The following is an 18,451-nucleotide window of genomic DNA, read 5'->3' as shown; positions in this document are numbered from 1 at the left end:
GCACTCGCCAGGCGCCGTCGTGCCCGTGCGAACCCGGTCGAAAAGGGGAGTCCCGTGCCGATCCGCCCTGCGAACCTCGCCACCATGTCCGCCACCATCGCCGGAGCGATCGCCGGGCTGTCGAGCAGGGACGACCAGGCGCCCCCGGTCAGAGTCACCTTCGAGTCGGGCTACCAGCAGACCGTGGAGAACGGCGGGTGCCGCACCCTCAAGACGGGGCAGGGCGGCGTCACCGAGGTCTCGACCGAGGCGAAGGTCAAGTTCGCGCTGTTCTCGGGCACGAGCTGCCAGGGGAGCCGTGCCCTGGCCTCGGGCCACGGCACGGTCACCTTCGGCGACCCGGTCCTGGCCGGGGCGATCGTCATCGGCTGAGGGCGCCGCGCCGGCGGTCGGCCGCCCCTGGCGGGAGGGTCCGCGTGCTGCCGGTCGCCGGGCCGCCTCTCACAGGAGGGGCGGCGGTGGCCGCCCGGAAGGGGGCGTCGCGGGGCCCGCGAAGGGCCCCGCTACCCCTGGCCCGCCTCCGGCGCCCCGTCGTCGGGCACCCAGCGCAGGACGTCGCCGGGCTGGCACTCCAGCGTGCGGCAGATCGCGTCGAGGGTGGTGAACCGCACCGCCTTGGCACGGCCGTTCTTCAGCACTGCGATGTTGGCCGGCGTGATCCCGACGGCCTCGGCGAACTCCCCGACCGACATGCCGCGCCGGACGAGCAGGAGGTCCAGGTCGACGACGATCGCCATCAGACCACCGCGGAGAGCTCGGTCCGCAGGTCCGTCGCCTTGCGCAGGAGGCCGCGCATGAGGACGAGCACCATCGAGAACACGGTGCCCGCGCAGGTGGTCACGAACGCCGCGCCCAGGGCGGCGAACAGGTCCATGCCGTCGTCCGGCGAGGGGATCTCGGCCACGAACAGGTGCACGGTCACCCCCGCCGTGAGCAGCGTCGCCACCACGGTGGCCCCGATGACGACGTCCACCCGGACGAAGGCCCTCTCGTGGAAGATCGCGTCGCGCTCGACCATGCCCAGGAGGGTCCACACCGCGATGAGCGCGACCTGGACGCAGGCGACCCCGAGGATCGCCACCGTCACGTAGGGCACCTGGAGCGGTGCGTAGGGCGGGAAGAACGCGACCTCGTCGGCCGCCGCCCCGGGGATGACCACGAACTGTCCGAAGAGTCCGAGCAGGAGGGCCATGGCGATCGCGGCGCGGAGGAGGAGGGTGAGGTACCTGTGCATGTATCGATAATCGATTGTTTTCTATCGCAAGTCAATACCCCCTGCCGTCTCGGAGGCCCGGGACCGGAGGCGCAGCCGCACCGCCGGAGGTGAGTTCCCAGGTCCCGGGACGTGTTCCGGGGGTCGTGTCCGCCGCGCCGCCCGCGCCCGGACGGCCGGACCCGGGCCGGCCCTCGCCCCCCGCCCCGCGGGAGGGGCCGGCGACCGCTCCCGGCGACCGGCGCGAGCGCCGAGCCCGCCGAAGGCACCCGCGCTAGTCCCCCGGGGCCTCCACGGCGCGGCCACGGATCCCCGCGAGGCCCTCGGGCAGGGTGTCCAGCGTGTCCCCGTGGGAGCGCAGGACCGCGCCGGCGACCGCGTGACCGAGCCGCAGCCGCCGTTCGGCGGACAGCCCGTCGATCAGCCCGGACAGGAACCCGGCGGCGAAGGCGTCGCCCGCGCCGACCGCCTCCACCACCTCGACCTCCGGGGACGGCTCGAAGACCGCTCCCGTGCCCTCGAAGCACGTCGCGCCGTGCTCCGCGTCCTTGACCACCAGCGTCCCGACCTCGGGCATCACCGCGCGCACGTCCTCGGCGGTCGGGGTGCCCCACAGCCGCTCGGCCTCGTCCCGGCCCACGAACACCACGTCCGCGCGGCGGGCGAGGTCGAGGAGCACGGGCGCGGCCACCCTCGCGGGCCACAGCGCGGGCCGGTGGTTGACGTCGAAGGACCTCAGCGCCCCGCCGCCCGCCCGCCGGTCCAGCAGGCGCTCGACCAGGGCCGAGGCGCGGGCGGACAGGGCCGGGGTGATGCCGGACAGGTGCACGATCCGCGCACCCCGCGACCACACCCGGTCGGCGTCGGCGGCCGAGAGCGCGGACGCCGCCGACCCCGAGCGGTAGTAGAGCACCCCGGCGCCGCCGGGAGCCGTGTCCTTGACGTACAGGCCGGTCGGGAGCGCGGGGTCCACGACGACCCCGCGCACGTCCACGCCCCACTGCGCCACGGCGTCGGTGACGATCCTGCCGAAGGGGTCGTCGCCGACCCTGCTCACCCAGGCGGACGCGTGCCCCAGCCTGGCCAGGGCGACGGCCACGTTGGACTCGGCTCCCCCGGTGCCGACATGGAGCCGTGTCCCGGCCGCGAGCGCCTCGGGCGAGGTGAGCACCGCCATGGTCTCGCCGACGCAGACCGCGTCGACCCCGCCCGGCACCACTCCCGGCGCCCCTTCCGTCCCGTCGGCCTCCCGCGCGGTGTGCTCGCTCACCCGCGGTTCCTCCGGACGGACCTTCCGGGCAGGCGGTCGGTGCGGCGCCCGTCCCTGACGGTGAACTCCCCGGAGACCAGGACGTGGTGGATGCCCTCCGGCGACCGCCGGGGCTCCTCGTAGGTGGCGAGGGCGTCCACGGTGTCGGGGTCGAACACGACCAGGTCGGCGACGGCCCCGGCCCGGATGACGCCCCGGTCGCTCAGCCCGAGTCTTCGGGCGGGCCTGGAGGTCAGGTGGTGGACGCACTCCTCCAGGGTGAGGACGCCGAGATCGCGCGCGTAGTGGCCGAGGTACCGGGGGAACGTGCCCCAGCCGCGCGGGTGCGGCTTGGCGCCGACGAGGATGCCGTCGCTCCCCCCGGTGTGGGAGCTGTGGCGCATGATGGTGCGGATGTTCTCCTCGTTGCCGACCTGGAGGAGGCAGCCGCTGCGCAGCCGGTCGGCGACGAGCAGGTCCATGTAGAGGTCGCCGGGCTGCTCCCCGCGCTCCTTGGCGAGGTCGGCGACGGACGACCCGACCGCCCACGACAGGGAGGGGTCCGCGACGCCGGTGACGACGATGGCCTCCCAGTCCATGGGGACGCCGTGGTTGCCGTCGGTCCCGTCCACCTCGATCTCGCGCAGGACGCGCGCGCGGGTCGGCGCGTCGCGCAGCCGGTCGAGGGTGGCGGCGGTGCCGCCGGTCTGCGCCCAGCTGGGCAGCGGGGCGCCGAGATAGGTGGCGCTCGCCCGGTAGGGGTAGCTGTCCAGGGTGACGTCGAGCCCGTGGCGGACCGTGGCCTCGTCGATGGCGTCGAGGACCTCGGGCGCCCGGCCCCGGTTCTGCGGGAAGTTGACGTGGCAGTGCGCGAGGTGGAGGGCCACCTGGGCGCGGCGGGCCACGTCGAGGCACTCCCGGTAGGACTCCACGACCCTGGAGCCGTAGTTGCGGTGGTGGGGGCAGTAGTAGCCGCCCGCCGCCCTGACCGGGGCGAGCAGGGCGACGATCTCGTCGTCCGTGGCGTACATGCCGGGGGTGTAGGTGAGCCCGCTGGAGAGGCCGTGCGCGCCGTCCTCCATGCCGTGGGCGACGATCGCGCGCATGCGGTCGAGCTCGTCCGGGGTGGGCGGGCGGTCCTCCCCTCCGAGCACGGCCATGCGCACGTTGCCCTGGGGGACGAGGTAGGCGGCGTTGACGGGGGCCCCGGCGTCGACGCGGTCGAGGAACTCGCCGACGGTGCGCCAGGAGTGGTCGAGGTCGGGGGCGCCGTTCCATCCGGCGAGCTGGGCGCGGAGCTCGTCGGCGGTGTCGTCGGTGACGGGGGCGTAGCCGAGGCCGTCCTGGCCCAGGACCTCCAGCGTGACGCCCTGGAGGGTCTTGGCCTCGTGCGCGGGGTCGGCGAGGACGGCCAGGTCGGAGTGGGAGTGCATGTCGATGAACCCGGGGGCGACGGCGAGCCCGGTCACGTCCACGGCGGTCCCCCGGCCGCGGGCCCCGCCGGGCGGGACGACGCGGGTGATGCGCCCGCCGCGCAGGACGAGGTCGGCCTGCCTGGACGGCCCTCCGGTGCCGTCGATGACCCGTCCGCCGGTGAGTACGGTCTCAGGCTGCACTGTTCCTCCGTTCGGGGCCCGGCCCCTCCGGTCCGGCGTGCCGCCGGGCGGTGACCGGTGTGGCCCAAGATACGCTGCCCCGAGGACAATTGGTAACTTTGTTGCCAATAATTCTGCCGACAACCGCCTGCGATTCCGTACGAGCACCGGCGCGCGCACGCGCCACCCGACCAGAGGAGTTCCCCGATGTCCAAGAAGGCGATCCGTACCGACAAGGCCCCCGCTCCCGCCGGCGCGTACAGCCAGGGGGTCGTGGCGGGCGGGTTCCTGTACACGGCGGGCTTCGGCCCCCAGGACCCCGAGACCGGCCAGGTGGCGCCGACCGTGGGCGAGCAGACCGCCCAGGTCCTGGCCAACGTCTCCGCGGTGCTCGCCGAGCAGGGGCTGACCCTGGACGACGTCGTCAAGGCGACCGTCCACCTGGAGAACCTCAAGGCGGACTTCCCCGAGTTCAACGCCGTCTACGAGGAGCACTTCTCCGCCCCCTACCCCGTGCGCACGACCGTGGGCTCCGACCTGGCGAACATCCTCGTCGAGATCGACGTCGTCGCCAAGCTCCGCGACTGACCCGTCCCGCCGGGCCGCGCCGCCCCGCCCGGGGGCGCGGCCCGGCGGCGGGAGGAGAACACCGCGGCCCCTGCAGCGGGGCCGCGGGCCGGCGCGACCGGTGGCGGCCGACCGTGTCGAGGCGCACGGCCGGCCGCCGCCCGCGGGGCCGCGCCGCGGTGCGGTGCGGCCCCGGGCCCGTCAGGGGTTCCGGCGGGCCCGGAACACCAGGTCGTGGGTCGTGTAGGTCACGCCTTCGAGGGTCTGCTCCCCGCGTCGGGCCTCGTCGACCAGCACGGTCCACCCGCCCTCCGGCAGGGCCGCGGCCAGCTCGTCGCCGGTGTAGAACATCTCCTCGACGGGCGGGCGCGGGACACCGTCCTCCAGGTCGCGCGGGTGGTGCGCGACGATCAGGAGCTCTCCCCCCGGCACGACGGACGCGGCGAGACCCGCGACGAGACGGGAGCGCGCGTCCGGGGGCAGGTGCATGTACTGCGCCGACACCAGGTCGAACGCGTCGGCGGGCGGTGTCCACGCGGTGATGTCGGCCTGGCGCCAGGTGATCCTCCCGGCGACGTCCGGACCGCGCTCCGCCGCGTGGGCGGCGGCCCGCTCCAGCGCCACCTCCGAGATGTCGACCGCGGTCACCTCCCACCCGCGTCCGGCCAGCCAGGCGGCGTCCGCGCCCTCGCCGCTGCCGACGTCCAGCGCCCTTCCTGCCGCCAGCCCCTCCGCCTCCGCCACCAGGTGGCGATTGGGGTTGCCGCTCCAGAGCGCGGGGGCCTCGGCGTACCGCCGGTCCCAGTCCTGCGCCGTCACCGGCACACCGGGCGCCCCCGTACCGTGCCCGTGCCCGTGCCCCGTGTGTTCGTGGTTCATGTCGACCACCTCCGCCCCCACTCTTCACGCCGGGAACGCCGAATCCGAAATCCTTTGCCGAAACGGCAAAGCACGTGTCGGCGTCCACGCGGAAAAGGCACGGTCCCGAAAAACGCCGTTCCCGGGAGAACGGGAACGGCGCGGAGAAGGGCGGGTGCTTCCGGGCACGGAAACCGGATCCGCGGACGTGCTTTCGGCCACAGGGGGCGGCCGGGGTGCGCGCCGACCCCGGCCCCGACGGCCCCCCGGCCCTACGCCCCGGGGTCGCCGAAGTCCTCCAGGCACAGGTCCAGCAGGGCCTGGATCCGCGCCGTGAGCCGTTCGCGGTCGAGCGCCCGCAGCGCGGTCGCGCCCTCCACCAACCGCACCCGGCTCAGCCCCAGCATGACCGCCGCCACCAGTGACGCGTGCGACCGCTCCCCCTCCCCGCCCAGGTAGGCGGACAGCGGGTCGATCATCGCCGTGGTGATCCGCCCCTGGTAGACCGCCTGGAGGTCGGGGTCCCCCGCCGAGTCGTCGAGGGCGCGCTGGAGCGCGGTGCCCTCGCCGTGGAGGCGGCTCACCGCGTGCTCGGCCAGGCGGCGGGTGAGGGTTCCGTGGTCCCCCTCGATGAGGCCGGGGAAGACGCCGTCCTCGCGCAGGATCTCGGTCAGGAGCCCGCGCTTGGCCCCGAAGTAGCGGTTGATCAGGGCGACGTTGACGCCGGCGTGGGAGGCGATCATCCGCGAGGAGACGGAACCGTACCCCTCATCGGTGAACAGTTCCCGGGCACTGGCGAGAATGCGCGCCCGTGTCGCCTCCCGGCCGCGCGTCGGCCCGGCACCGCTTCCGGTTTCGTCCGGACGGTCCATCTGCACACCCCTCGGCGGCCGCGGTCTGGCTTTCAGGATTCCAGGTTGACACCTCGGAAGGACCCGCGCATACCGAAACGGGAGCAGAGATACCGATTTGACAGGTCAACACCGTTTACCTATACCAGAGGGAGGACGTCGCCCCCGGCAGTGAGCCGCGGGGCTTTCGTGCGTCCGTGATCGGGGGGCCTGTGGAAGAGTCGTTGCGTCGAGAAGGAGAACCCGGGAGCGCCCCCTCGAAGAAGGCGCCGACCGCCATGACGGGCCCCGATTCCTCCGACCATCCCACCACTGGAACCCCCGACGCCTCCGCCGTCCGCACGGCCCCGGGCCCCGCGGTCGCGCCGGAGCCCCCCGCCGACGACGCCCCCGCGCTCCCCCCGAAGCGCGTCGTGCACCGCATCATGGTCGGCCTCGTCCTGGCCATGCTCACCTCGATGCTCACCAACTCGATCGTCGGCACCGCCCTGCCGACGATCATGGGCGAGCTGGGCGGGCAGGACCGGCTGGCCTGGGTGGCCACCGCCGCGCTGCTGACCATGACCGCCTCCACCCCCGTGTGGGGCAAGCTCTCCGACCTCTGGGGCCGCAAGCTCCTCTTCCAGGTGGCGCTGGGCATCTTCATCGTCGCCTCGGTCGCGGCGGGCCTGGCCCAGGACATCAACTGGCTGATCGCCGCCCGCGCCCTCCAGGGGCTGGGCGTCGGCGGCCTGGCCACGCTGCCCAACATCATCCTCGGCGACGTCGTCTCGCCCCGCGAACGCGGGCGCTACAGCGGCCTCATCGGCATGGTCTTCGGTGTGTCCACGGTCCTCGGCCCCCTGGTCGGCGGGTTCCTGGTGGACAGCCCGCTCGGTTGGCGCTGGTGCTTCCTCATCACCGTGCCGCTCGCGGTGGTCGCGTTCGTCGTCATCCAGTTCCTCTTCACCATGCCGTTCGTGCCCCGGCGCGACGCACCCGTGGACTGGGCCGGAGCCGGCCTGATCTTCAGCGCCGCGAGCACCGTGATCGTCCTGCTCAGCCTCGGCGGCACCCAGATCGCGTGGAACTCACCGCTGGCCTACGCCCTGGGCGCCGCCGCCGTGCTGCTCACCGCGGCGGCCGTGGTGGTGGAGCGCCGCGCCGAGGAGCCGATCATCCCCGCGCGCCTGTTCCGCGACCGGACCTTCGTGCTCGCCTCGCTCGGCTCGGTGTGCGTCGGCATGATGATGTTCGGGCTCATCATCTACATGCCGCAGTACCTCCAGATGGTGCACGGGATGTCGCCCACCGTGTCCGGCCTGATGACGCTGCCGCTGGTGGCGTCGTTCCTGTTCACCTCGATCGGATCCGGCTACGCGGTGAGCGGGAGCGGCCGGTGGAAGGCCTACCCGGTCGTCGGCATGCTGCTGTGCGTGATCGGGTTCCTCGCCCTGAGCCAGGCCCACCTCGACCCGGGGCTGACCACGGTCGTCGTCGGCCAGGCCCTGGTCGGGCTCGGCTTCGGCCTGAACATGCAGCTCCTCCTCCTGGCCACGCAGAGCTCCCTGCCCGTCGCGGACATGGCGTCGGGCACCGCCTCGGTGGTGTTCTTCCGCAACCTGGGCGGCGCCACAGGCGTCGCCGCGTTCGGCGCGGTGATGGTGGGACGGCTCGACACCGAGCTGGCGGAGGCCGCGGCGGCCGCGCAGGCCCAGGGCGCGGCGGACGCCGAGGCCGGGGTGGAGTCGGGCGCGTCCGAGCTCTCGGTCGGCCTGGCCGACGCCGCCGAGGCGGCCCAGGGGTCGCCCGAACTCGTGCACGCGCTCCCCGAACCGGTGCGGGACGTGGTCGTCACCGCCTTCGACCACGCGATGCAGGGCGTGTTCACGGCCGGTGTGCCGATCGCGGCGCTGGGGCTGGTGGCCGTGGCGTTCATGAGGGGCGTGCCGCTGCGCGGCGGCCGGGCGAAGGCGCCGAAGCCGGCGCGGAAGGCGCGTCGGGCACGGACGTGACGCCCGGTCCCCCGGGCCTGCCCGGGGGGCCGTCCCCCGCCCGCCTCAGAGGTAGCGGCGGAACCCCTCTGCGGAGTTGTCGAACCCGAGGGCCGCGTAGAACCGGTGCGCGCCGTGCCTGCTCTCGTGCGACAGCAGTTCGACCTTGTAGCACCCTGCCTGCGTGGCGCGGTCGAGCGCGTCCTCCATCAGGGCGCGGCCGATGCCGCGCCCCCGGGTCAGCGGGTCCACCACCAGGTTGTCCACGACGGCCCAGGGCTGGGCGTCGTGCGTGAGGTTGGCGACGACCAGCAGGTCGAGGGTGCCGATGATCTGGCCCCGCTGCTCCGCGACCAGGACCGTGCGGTCGGGGTCGGTCTCCATCCTGGTCCACGCCCTCACGGCTGCCGAGGACATGCGGACGTTCGCGCTCTGCGTGTCGGTGGTGTCGCCGAGTTCACGCAGAAGACGCAGGATCGCACCGAGGTCGGACCGGATGGCCGCGCGGATAATCATGGCTTCCGGAATCGTAGCCGACAGCCTGCGACAAGGCGGACGTCCCCCTACAACCAGTGACAAAACACCGAAGGGCGGGGACTGTGTCCCCGCCCCTGGAACCCCTGCTCCCCGGGGCCGGCGCACCGGTCGCGGAAAGGTGTCGGGGCCTACGGCTTCCGGATGACCCTGACTCCGTCGTCGCCCGAGGGCGGCTGGTTCTGACCAGTCTCCGGGCGCCGGTAGACACCGGTGATACCGGGGTCGCCGCCCGCCGCGTCACCGGCCGGGGCCTTGGCCTGCTGCCCCGGCTGGGCCTGCTGCGCCTGCGGCCCGTCCGGCGCGGGGCCGGTGAACCGGGCGCCCTGGGGCGGGCGGGGAGCCGAACCGGCGTCGCCGCCCTTGGCCCCCTCCTCCTGAGGACCGCCGGCCGCCTTCGGCCCGGCCTGGTCGGCCTGGTCCGGCCTGATCACCGGCTTGATGCGCACCGTGGCCTGGTCGGTCTCCTGCTGGAGCGGAGGCAGCTTGGCGGTGGCCTCGTCCTTCTGCTCCGGCGCGGGCCGGGGGCCGGGCCCCGCCTCGGGCGTGACCGCCCGGGCGGCCTGGGCCGCCTCGGACCGGACAGGCTGCGAGCCCTCCGCACCGGGTCCCGCCGGCTTGGGAGCGGGCTTGGGAGCGGGCTTGGCCGCGGGCCTCGCCGCGACGGGCCTCTGCTCGGCGGCCGGGCCGGAGGCGTCCTCCCGCGACAGGCCGGTCTCCAGCGCGCCCGCCTTGTCCTCGGCCTCGACCAGGTCGGCCAGGGTCGAGTGCATGTCCTTGAGGCGGCGCAGCGCCTCGGCGTGCGTGGCGGTGAGCGTCGCGAGCCGACGGTCCGCCGTGTCGTGGATCTTCTTCGCCCGCGCCTCGGCCTCGCCCAGGCGGCGGTCGCCCTCCTGCTTGGCCTGCTCGCGGAGCTGGTCGGCCTCCTGCTTGGCGCCGGAGACCATCTCGTGCGCCTCGGCGCGCGCGGAGGACACGATGCGCTCGGCGTGCTCCTCGGCGTCCTTGCGGTGCTTGGCGATCTCCTCCTGGGCCGACTTCTCGATCTCCTCGACCTCGGACTCGACCTTGGAGCGACGCTCCTTGGCCTCTTCCTCGGCGATCCGGAGGATCTCGGCCATGCGCGCGCTGATCTGCTCGTGCTCAGGCTTGACCTGGGCCTTCTCGCGGGCGATGGCGAGATCGCGCTTGTACTGCTCCAGCTCGTCGTCCATCCGCTGCAAGCGCTCGCGGATGCTCTTGAACTGGTTGTCCATGCGTACGTAGTAGTCGTCGACGTGCGCCTTGTCGTAGCCGCCCTTGCGCACCGTCGGGAATCGGTCCTGTTGCAGTCCGCCGCCCGGCAACATATCGCTCATGTGCCCTTCATGTCCTTACACCGTTTGACTGCACGTCGTACAACGTGAGAGTTGCCCCGTACCCCATTGTCCTAGGAACACCCATCGAGTCCTGGAAACGACATCCACTCGATTTTGTCCCTTTTGCCCTGGTACGGCCGCATGAGGGGCACCGGCCGCGAGCAGAGTATGACGCCGCGGACACCGTCCGGACGACCACGGCGGGCACGCGCGGCTCCGCGGCGTCAGGAGTCCCGAGGGGTGGATCGCCGCGCGGACCCCGGTCACGTTCTTACTAAGGTATGCGCGATCATCCCCGTACGGGGGCAGAGCGGTCAACTTCCCGCCGACCTCACCGTGCGCGGGGACGAGAAGCACAGCCGGAGGACGTATGGAGGGCCACGACATGGGTAGTGCGACGGACGGCCAGACGGAGGACGGGGCCCTCGGCCCCCGGATCGGCGGCGCGGCCTTCGGGAGGCCCGAGATCCACCCGACCGCGTGGATCGCCCCCGGCGCCACCGTGGTCGGCCGCGTGCGCCTGGGCGCGGAGAGCAGCGTCTGGTACGGATCGGTGCTGCGCGCCGACGGCGAGGACATCGTGGTCGGGGACAGGGTCAACATCCAGGACCAGTGCGGCATGCACTCCGACCCGGGCCAGCCGGCGATCCTGCACGACGACGTGAGCCTCGGCCACAAGGCCATGGTGCACGGGGCCGTCGTGGAGGAGGGGGCGCTGATCGGCATCGGCGCGATCGTGCTCGGCGGCGCCCGCGTGGGGCGGGGCGCACTGGTCGCCGCGGGCGCCCTCGTCCCTCCCGGCAAGGTGGTCCCGCCCGGCACCCTCTGGGCCGGCGTCCCCGGCAGGGTGGTCCGCGAACTCGACGACGAGGACCGGCTCGTCCTCGCGCACACCCCCTCCCACTACGCCGCGCTCGCCGTCCAGCACCAGGAGGTGGTCTGGGCCTGAGCACCGGACCGGCCCCGGGCGGACGCGGCGCCGCACCCGTCGCGTCCGCCCCTCCCCCACCTCCGGACCACCGGAGCGATGGGGTATTCGGGACTTCTGGCTAACCCGGGTGACCCCCGCACTGGTCCTCACGAGTCATGCGCGACCGATACGCCCCCGCGTAGCCTGAAATCCTCACGCCCGTGGGGCCGGGTTCGTCGCGCCCGCAACCACGAAGGCCCGGTCCGGGGGCCACCGGCACACGCTCGCGACACCCGGGAGGTGGGCGCGCGTGGAACACGACACACACCCGCGACCGATGGTCCGCTCCTCCCTGCACGACCGCGTGGCGCTCGACGAGATCGACCTGTACTCGGAGGTCCTCATCGCCGTGGCGTGCGCGGACCACCCGCTCAGCCCCGCCGAGATCGACCGCGTGCTGGGCCTCACCCCCGGGTCCCCCGGGGACGGGCCGCAGGGCGCCGCCGAAGCGGCCGGCCCCGTGTCCGCCCCGACCGGCCCGGCGCCGCGCACACGGCCGGACACGGGCGGGGCCCCGGGGGAGGACGCCCTCCGCGAGGGCGGATGCGCGGCCCAGGGCGCCGGGGGCGCACGGGACCTGCAGGGCTCCGCTCCGGCACCGCGCAAGGGCGGCGCCCCGTCCAGGTCGGCGAGGCCGTCGCCCCGGGGCCGGGTCCCCGAACAGGGCCGGCCGCCCGAGGCGCCGCTCTCCGGCCCGCGGTTCCTCCCCCGTCAGCGGCCCGCCCCCAAACCGTCCCCGCTCCCGCGCTCCGCGCCCTTCACGATGCGGGCGCTCCCGCGGCTGCCCCTGCCCCCCTGGTCGTACTGAACCGGCGAAGCGGTCTTCCCCTGTCCGCTCCTGTCCACCCGAAATCGGCCTGATCCGGCCACGTCCTTCCGCTCCACCGCGGCCCACACGGGGTATTGGCCTCTCGGGACCCCCTTCCGTCCCCCCGAGGCGCACACCCTTCCAGGAGCCGCAGATGTACCCAGACGAACCGGACCGCCAGGAGCCCCAGGGCGGTGTGGAGTCGCGTTCCCGGCGCAGGCCAGGAGGGGAGGAGGAGCCCGCGCGCAAGGTGACGCTCGCCATCGCGCTCACCGTGACCTTCGTCTTCCTGCTGGCGACCGCGGCCGGACTCGGCTGGTTCCTGTCCGACGGCGGCCCCTTCTCGGGCGGCGGCTCCGCGTCGGAGGAGGACGGGCGCGCCGCCGACGAGACGGGCGATGACGAGGCCGGCGGCGACGAGACGGGCGGCGGCTCCCCCTCCCCCGAGGGCGCGGTCGAGGACCCGCGCTCGGGACTGACCTACCAGCTCCCGGGGGAGGGCTGGCAGCGGCTCGGCGACGACGAGGTCCCCCCGGAGTACTACTCGTACGCCGTGTACGGCTCGGCGGAGGACCCGGACGCGATCATCGTCACCGGCAGCGAGCAGCTCCACGCGGCGGAGCCGATGGCCGTGGCCGGGGTGCGCCTCGCGGTGGAATCGCTGGGCGGCCTGGTGACCGACGTCGCCTCGCTCGAGGTCGAGCCCTCCGGCGCGACCGACGTGGGCGGCTCCCCCGCGTTCGGGGTGGCCGTGGACGGCGGCGGGGACGAGGCGTCCTACGGCCGGTTCCTGCTGGTGGAGACGGGTGACCGGAACGGCGCCTTCATGCTCGGCATCAACACGGACGGAGGGGAGGAGGCGACCGCGGCGATCGACGAGGCGTTCGCCTCGGTGGGCGTCCTCTGACGGGCCCGTGCCCTCCTCGCGGGGAGGGGCCGGCCCACGGGGTCCACGGGCGCCGGACGAGCGGCTCCGCCCGGCACGGCGCCCCCGCCGGGGCGGGCGGACCGGCGGAACCCCCTCACAGGGGCAGGACGGCCCGGAGCAGGAAGCCTCCGCCCCTCGTGCGCGCGGCCGACAGGGAGCCGCCGCCCAGGGAGACGCGTTCGGACAGGCCCGCCAGCCCGCTGCCCGAGGAGGTCCCGCGCTCGCCGCCGTCGCGCGCCCCGTCGTTGGACACCTCCACCACCAGGGCCCGGCCCACGGCGGTGTCCTTCGCCCGGGTGAAGGCGATCTCGCACACGGTGGCGTCGCTGTGCCGGAGCACGTTGGTGACGCCCTCCCGCACCACCCACGCGGCCAGCGACTCCCGGTCCGGCGGCAGGGACAGACCCTCCAGGCCGGTGACGGACACGGCGGTGCCGTTGGCCGCCAGGACCGCGCCGACCGACGCCACCTCCTCCGCGAGGTCGACCTCCCGGTACCCGCTGACGGCGGTGCGGACCTGCTGCAGCGCCTTGCGGGCGAGTTCGTGCACCTCCTCCATCTCGGCGGCGGCCCGTGCGGGCGCGCGGTCGACCAGCCTGCTCGCCAGCTCCGCCTTGACCGCCAGGGCCGACAGGCTGTGGCCGAGCAGGTCGTGCATGTCCCGGGCGAACCGGAGCCGCTCCTCGGTCACCGCCAGCCGCGCCCTGGCCCTCTGGCCCTTCACGGCGTCGTTGGTGACGTCCCACAGCCAGAGGGACGCGAGCGAGCCCGCGGAGAGCATGAGCGCCCACGCGATCGAGACGGCCCAGGTCACGAGGAAGGGCACGAACCGGACATCCACGGGGCTGAACGGGATCAGCGCCCAGGGGAGCGCGAGCAGGAGCGCGCTGACGGCCGCGCCACGCCTCCGGGAGGCCACGAAGACCCCGACGGCCCACCACGCGCCGAGGAAGAACATGCCGCTGATGGGGACCTGGAGGGCCGCGGCGGCGACCGCCGCCATCGCGATCGAGCCCCAGTAGAGCCAGGGCCGCGGGTCGCGCCGCCCGTCCATGCGGTCCCGGAACATGGCCATCAGGGCCACGCCGAGGGGGACGGCGACCGCCTCCGCCAGGAGGGTCCTCCACAGCGCGACCTTGTCGGTCCCGAGCGTCAGCTCCGTCAGGGGCAGGCCGACCAGGACGAGGAGGACGAACAGCATCGAGCCGAGGATGATGCGCCGGGCCACGCGGAGCTTGCGCTCGGTCTGCCGGCTCTCGGCGGGATCGATCCCGCGGTTCATCGACGGCCCTCCCCGTGTTCGGAGGCGGGCCCCGCCCCGGCGCCGACCTCCAGGGGGAGGACCGCCCGGAGCAGGAAGCCGCCGTCCTTCGTGCGCGCGGCCGAGAGGGACCCGCCGCCCAGGGAGACGCGTTCGGACAGGCCCGCCAGCCCGCTGCCCGAGGAGGTCCCGCGCTCGCCGCCGCTCCTCGCCCTGTCGTTGAACACCTCCACCACCAGCGCCGCCGGCCGGTCGTGCCGACCCGGCAGCCGGGAGAACGAGACCGAGCACCGGGAGGCGTCGCTGTGCCGGAGCACGTTGGTGCCGCCCTCCCGCACCACCCACGCGGCCAGGGCCGCGGTCCGCGGGGGCAGGTCGGGGCCGTCCAGGCCGCTGACGGCCACCCTGGTCCCGTTCGCCTCGAGGACGCCGCCCACGGAGGCGACCTCCCCGGCCAGGTCCACCTCGCGGTAGCCGCTCACCGCCCCGCGCACCTGCTGCAGTGCCGAGCGGGCCAGGTCCTGCACCTCGGACATCTCCGTCCTGGCGCGGTCCGGGGAGCGCTCGGCGAGCCGGCCGGCCAGTTCGGCCTTGACCGCCAGGGCGGACAGGCTGTGGCCGAGCAGGTCGTGCATGTCGCGGGCGAACCTGAGCCGCTCCTCGGTCACCGCCAGCCGGGCGCGCGCCGCCTGCCCGCGGATCGCGTCGTCGGTGATGTCCCACAGCCAGAAGGTCGAGGCGAAGAGGAACCGGAACAGCAGCGCGAAGCCGACGCCGAACACCCAGGTGACGGTGAAGGCGAGGGGCGGGATCCCCAGGACCAGGGGCAGGGTGAGCGCCTTGAGCCAGCTCAGGGCCGCGAGCGCCAGGCCCAGGTGCCGGCTCGTCCGGGACGGCACGGCGTTCGCGGCCACCCCCCACCAGGTCGCCAGGACCAGGGCGGAGTTGACGAGGCTCTGGACCAGGGCGAAGGAGACACAGCTCAGGACGAGCGACCAGACGACCAGGCGGCGGTCGGCGGCGCGCGGGCCGTCGACGCGTCCCCGGACGAGGAGGACGAGCAGGACGCCCGAGCCCGCGGCCGGGACGGCCGCCACGGCGGCGATCCACGGGGGGAGGCCGACGTCCGACAGGTAGTCGGCGTCGATCGCGGCCCAGAAGGCCTGGGCCAGAGCCAGCGGGTACGTCGACCAGACGGTGATCGCCCGGGCGATCCTCAGCCGCCTCGCGTTCCTCGCGCTCACGCCGTCCAGGCCGACGTCCCCTTCCACCATGCCCACGGTCCCCTCCGCGTGTCCGACCCGGCGTCCCGGCCTGCGCCGGCCCCGTCGTCCACAGGCTCCGGAACGCACTGGTGCGGCCCCCACCATCCTGCCAGGGTGGTGGGAAGGGCTCCGTGACGGGAACCCGCCGCCGGTCGGGGAGCGGGGCGCCTACGGCCGCATCGCCATCTGAACCGCCGTGTTCGCCCGCGCGGGGGCGCGGGGGTCCTGCTCATGGGCGGGGTCCGCTCCATGGACTGCCGTGCCCGCCCGGGGGCAGGGGCTCCTTCTTCCCCGGCCAGATCACCGGCTGCCGCCGTGCCCGCCCGCTCGGGGGCGCGGAGGCGGCCGTCCGTCCCCGGCCGCCCCGCTCCCCGGGCCCCGCCCCCGGTCACGGCTGGCGGGGGTCCCACTTGAAGAACCTGCGCACCAGCAGCGCCAGGACCGCGGTCCACGCGAGCACGACGCAGATCGAGGGGAGCGCGGCCGCCCACAGCCCGAGGTAGCCGGGCTGCGTCGCCGCCTCCAACCCGCCGAACACGTCGTAGCCGGTGAAGGCGGCCTGGGCCATCAGGGTGACCGGCGCGACCGGCAGCAGCATCATCGCTTCCCGCAGGGGGTCCGGCAGCATGCCCAGCGGGATGAACAGCCCTCCCAGGAACAGCAGGATCATCATGGGCACCATCGCCGCCATCTGGGCGGCCTCGGCGTTGCGCACCATCGGGGTGACCAGCAGGCCGAGCAGGGTCATCGGCACGGTGCTCAGCAGCACCGCCACCAGCAGCATCACCGGGTCCTGCGGCATCGATCCGGTGAACGCGGAGGTCACGGCGGTCATCAGCACGGCGACCAGCAGCGAGAAGAGGGCCACCACGCCGATGACGGCGCCGAAGATCGCCGCCTGCGGCACCCCGCTCACCCGGAGCCGCTTGAGCACCAGCGCCTCCCGGCGCGCCGTGAACACGTTGGAGGCGTGCCCGAGGCCGACGATCAGGCCGATGCTGCCGAGCATCCCCGCCATCGACATCGCGGTGCTGTCCACCCCGGGGAAGACCTCGTAGGACTCCATCCCCAGGGAGACCACGAGCAGGAACATGGGCAGGGCCAGGAACATCCACGCGGTCTTGTACCGCACGAACAGGGTGAACTCGGTCCGGGTCAGGCGCGCGGCCTGCCGGAATCGGCCGATGGTGGGCCGGGGCCGCCCCGGGGCCGCTGCGGCCCCGGCGGCCGCGGTGGCCGCGGTGGCCGCGGTGGGTGTGGTCATGGTGTGCTCCGTACGTCGTGGGGTGGCCCGGGGGCCGGGGGTGTGCTCGGCGGCCGCTCACGCGGCGCGGGGTGCTCAGTCTTGGACGAGGTCCGCCGCGCCGTCCGCGACCCGGAGGAACACGTCCTCCAGGGAGGCGCCGCGCACCTGGAGGTTCTTGAGCGTGGTCCCGTTCCCGGCGGCCCATCCGATGAGCGCCGCGACGGCGTGGTGGGCCCGGTCGGCGACGTCGCCGTCCAGGACGGTGTACGTGGCCCACAGGGAGTGGTCGCGCGTCTCCACGGCCACCTCGGCCCCGGGCAGGCTCGGCAGGTCCCCCGTGCGCACGTCCTCGGGGAGCAGGAAGCTCACCCGGTCCCCCCACCCGGCGAGGACCCCGGCCAGGGTCCCCTCGACCCGCACCTCGCCCCGGTGCATGATCGCGAGCCGGTCGGCGAGCCGTTCCGCCTCCTCCAGGTAGTGCGTGGTGAGGAGGATCGCGACCCCGTCCCTCTTCAGGTCGCCGATGATGCGCCAGGTCTCCTGGCGCGCCTCCGGGTCCATGCCGGTGGTCGGCTCGTCCAGGTACAGGACCTCGGGGCTGGTGACGAGGGCGAGTCCGAGGTCGAGCCGGCGCTTCTGGCCGCCGGACAGCTGGCGGACGGCGACCCGGCGCTTGTCCAGGAGGTTCACCAGGCCCAGGACCTCCTCGGCGTCGCGCGGGGCGGCGGCGAGGTCGTGGGCGAGGGAGACGGTCTCCCCGACCGTCAGGTCCTCCAGCAGGCCGCTGCCCTGCAGGACCGCGTTGGTGCGCTCCCGGACGCCGACCGGCTGGCCGTAGGGGTCGGCGCCGAAGACCCGGACCGTGCCGGAGCTGGGCTTGCGGAAGCCCTCCAGCGTCTCGATGGTCGTCGTCTTCCCGGCGCCGTTCGTGCCCAGGAGCGCGAAGAGCTCTCCAGGGTGGATCTCGAAGGAGACGCCCCGGACCGCCTCGAAGGACCCGTAGCGCTGGCGCAGGTCCCGGACGACCACCGCGGGCCCGGTGGCGTCCGGGGCGGTGTCGTGGGCCTGGGCTGGGTTCGCTGTCGTCGTCATGCGTCCAGGTTCCCGCGGGGACGGGCGCACGGGACAGACGCCGTTGTCACCGGCTGCCGGTGCGGAACCTCCCGGCCCCCGCACTGACAAATGTCATCCGGGCAGGACGCGGGGCACGACGCGGCCACCCGCACACGTCCGGTCCCCCTGGCTCGCGTGCGGGCGGCCCGCGGTGTCAGCGTGCGCGCCCGGCCCCCTCATCACTCGCGTCGGGCGTGTCCGCTGACCCCGGGTTCCCGGCCGGTGCACCGACCGGTCCCCTCCCCCGCCGGGCGGGTCGGCCGGACCGGTGGGGAGCGGCCCCCGACCGCGTCCCCGCCCTGTATCCGACCGTGTCCACCCGAGGGCGGTTTTGTCCGTTCCGGCATGCTCGGAACGGACCGACACCTGCGCGCGGTGTCGACAAGAGTTCTACACGAAGACCGGCTTCCGCGTAGGGAGAACGGCATTCATGAGAAAGTTTCATGCGAGGAATCCCCGTACCGGTGAGTTCGTTTCGCGGAAAACGTCCTCCCGGGGAAACCGGTCCGGGGCGGAGCGTCCGCGCGACCGCCCCGCGGGTACCGACCGCCCACGCGCCGGGGGCGGCCCCGGCGCAGCTCGCCGGGCCCCGGCGGCCCCGGGGCGACGGCTTCCGCCCGGCCCGCCGCCGATGCCGTCCGCCTTCCCGGCGGGCCCGCCCG

18 protein-coding genes are annotated in these 18,451 nt (G+C 74.3%); 6 read left to right on the top strand and 12 right to left on the bottom strand.

Annotated features, from left to right (window positions below):
* Positions 1 to 54: 54 nt before the first annotated feature.
* A complete protein-coding gene (locus ACQPYD_RS01770) occupies positions 55 to 372 on the top strand; it encodes a hypothetical protein (protein WP_267947668.1) in 318 nt (105 codons plus the stop codon).
* Positions 373 to 503: 131 nt separating this feature from the next.
* Here the strand turns inward: ACQPYD_RS01770 and ACQPYD_RS01765 are convergent, their stop codons facing one another.
* The 4 genes from ACQPYD_RS01765 to ACQPYD_RS01750 form a co-directional block, all read right to left on the bottom strand.
* Positions 504 to 737, bottom strand: a complete 234-nt coding sequence (locus ACQPYD_RS01765; RefSeq protein ID WP_433699482.1) for a helix-turn-helix domain-containing protein — start codon at positions 735 to 737, stop codon at positions 504 to 506.
* A complete protein-coding gene (locus ACQPYD_RS01760) occupies positions 737 to 1,234 on the bottom strand; it encodes a DUF2975 domain-containing protein (RefSeq protein WP_433699481.1) in 498 nt (165 codons plus the stop codon). The genes ACQPYD_RS01765 and ACQPYD_RS01760 overlap by 1 nt, the downstream gene beginning before the upstream one ends.
* Positions 1,235 to 1,487: 253 nt before the next feature.
* Positions 1,488 to 2,390: a sugar kinase gene (locus ACQPYD_RS01755; RefSeq protein ID WP_433701919.1), complete on the bottom strand. Its 903-nt coding sequence runs from the start codon at positions 2,388 to 2,390 to the stop codon at positions 1,488 to 1,490.
* 89 nt (positions 2,391 to 2,479) lie between these two features.
* Positions 2,480 to 4,078 carry an N-acyl-D-amino-acid deacylase family protein gene (locus ACQPYD_RS01750; protein ID WP_433699480.1) on the bottom strand — a complete coding sequence of 533 codons (1,599 nt, stop codon included), beginning with the start codon at positions 4,076 to 4,078 and terminating at the stop codon, positions 2,480 to 2,482.
* Between the two features lie 186 nt (positions 4,079 to 4,264).
* Here ACQPYD_RS01750 and ACQPYD_RS01745 point away from each other — a divergent pair, with 186 nt between their 5' ends.
* Positions 4,265 to 4,645, top strand: a complete 381-nt coding sequence (locus tag ACQPYD_RS01745) for a RidA family protein (RefSeq protein ID WP_402915277.1) — start codon at positions 4,265 to 4,267, stop codon at positions 4,643 to 4,645.
* Positions 4,646 to 4,825: 180 nt separating this feature from the next.
* Here the strand turns inward: ACQPYD_RS01745 and ACQPYD_RS01740 are convergent, their stop codons facing one another.
* A complete protein-coding gene (locus ACQPYD_RS01740) occupies positions 4,826 to 5,512 on the bottom strand; it encodes a class I SAM-dependent methyltransferase (protein ID WP_433699479.1) in 687 nt (228 codons plus the stop codon).
* Positions 5,513 to 5,754: 242 nt separating this feature from the next.
* Positions 5,755 to 6,354, bottom strand: a complete 600-nt coding sequence (locus ACQPYD_RS01735) for a TetR/AcrR family transcriptional regulator (protein ID WP_267947662.1) — start codon at positions 6,352 to 6,354, stop codon at positions 5,755 to 5,757.
* 257 nt (positions 6,355 to 6,611) lie between these two features.
* On the opposite strand from ACQPYD_RS01735, the gene ACQPYD_RS01730 reads away from it, so the two are divergent.
* Positions 6,612 to 8,327, top strand: a complete 1,716-nt coding sequence (locus ACQPYD_RS01730; RefSeq protein ID WP_433699478.1) for an MDR family MFS transporter — start codon at positions 6,612 to 6,614, stop codon at positions 8,325 to 8,327.
* Positions 8,328 to 8,372: 45 nt separating this feature from the next.
* Here the strand turns inward: ACQPYD_RS01730 and ACQPYD_RS01725 are convergent, their stop codons facing one another.
* Positions 8,373 to 8,822: a GNAT family N-acetyltransferase gene (locus tag ACQPYD_RS01725; RefSeq protein WP_267947661.1), complete on the bottom strand. Its 450-nt coding sequence runs from the start codon at positions 8,820 to 8,822 to the stop codon at positions 8,373 to 8,375.
* A 149-nt stretch (positions 8,823 to 8,971) separates the two neighbouring features.
* On the bottom strand, positions 8,972 to 10,189 hold the full coding sequence (locus tag ACQPYD_RS01720; RefSeq protein WP_433701918.1) for a cell division protein DivIVA: 1,218 nt from the start codon (positions 10,187 to 10,189) through the stop codon (positions 8,972 to 8,974).
* A 394-nt stretch (positions 10,190 to 10,583) separates the two neighbouring features.
* On the opposite strand from ACQPYD_RS01720, the gene ACQPYD_RS01715 reads away from it, so the two are divergent.
* The 3 genes from ACQPYD_RS01715 to ACQPYD_RS01705 all read left to right on the top strand — a co-directional run bounded on the left by ACQPYD_RS01715 (position 10,584) and on the right by ACQPYD_RS01705 (position 12,883).
* Positions 10,584 to 11,147: a gamma carbonic anhydrase family protein gene (locus tag ACQPYD_RS01715; protein WP_433699477.1), complete on the top strand. Its 564-nt coding sequence runs from the start codon at positions 10,584 to 10,586 to the stop codon at positions 11,145 to 11,147.
* Positions 11,148 to 11,418: 271 nt separating this feature from the next.
* Positions 11,419 to 11,976 carry a hypothetical protein gene (locus ACQPYD_RS01710; protein ID WP_433699476.1) on the top strand — a complete coding sequence of 186 codons (558 nt, stop codon included), beginning with the start codon at positions 11,419 to 11,421 and terminating at the stop codon, positions 11,974 to 11,976.
* Between the two features lie 154 nt (positions 11,977 to 12,130).
* The gene (locus ACQPYD_RS01705; protein WP_433699475.1) at positions 12,131 to 12,883 is read left to right on the top strand and encodes a hypothetical protein; all 753 of its coding nucleotides are present in this window, start codon (positions 12,131 to 12,133) and stop codon (positions 12,881 to 12,883) included.
* Positions 12,884 to 12,998: 115 nt separating this feature from the next.
* Here the strand turns inward: ACQPYD_RS01705 and ACQPYD_RS01700 are convergent, their stop codons facing one another.
* The 4 genes from ACQPYD_RS01700 to ACQPYD_RS01685 all read right to left on the bottom strand — a co-directional run bounded on the left by ACQPYD_RS01700 (position 12,999) and on the right by ACQPYD_RS01685 (position 17,768).
* Positions 12,999 to 14,186, bottom strand: a complete 1,188-nt coding sequence (locus tag ACQPYD_RS01700; RefSeq protein WP_433699474.1) for a sensor histidine kinase — start codon at positions 14,184 to 14,186, stop codon at positions 12,999 to 13,001.
* A complete protein-coding gene (locus tag ACQPYD_RS01695) occupies positions 14,183 to 15,439 on the bottom strand; it encodes a sensor histidine kinase (protein ID WP_433701917.1) in 1,257 nt (418 codons plus the stop codon). Before ACQPYD_RS01695 ends, ACQPYD_RS01700 begins: the two co-directional genes overlap by 4 nt.
* 379 nt (positions 15,440 to 15,818) lie before the next feature.
* Positions 15,819 to 16,694, bottom strand: coding sequence for an ABC transporter permease (locus ACQPYD_RS01690; RefSeq protein ID WP_433699473.1), 876 nt, complete (start codon positions 16,692 to 16,694; stop codon positions 15,819 to 15,821).
* A 75-nt stretch (positions 16,695 to 16,769) separates the two neighbouring features.
* The gene (locus tag ACQPYD_RS01685; protein ID WP_433699472.1) at positions 16,770 to 17,768 is read right to left on the bottom strand and encodes an ABC transporter ATP-binding protein; all 999 of its coding nucleotides are present in this window, start codon (positions 17,766 to 17,768) and stop codon (positions 16,770 to 16,772) included.
* Positions 17,769 to 18,451: the final 683 nt, after the last annotated feature.

It is taken from the genome of Nocardiopsis sp. CA-288880, from assembly GCF_050955985.1.
GTDB lineage: Bacteria > Actinomycetota > Actinomycetes > Streptosporangiales > Streptosporangiaceae > Nocardiopsis > Nocardiopsis tropica.
This window is presented reverse-complemented; position numbering and strand designations above follow the sequence as displayed.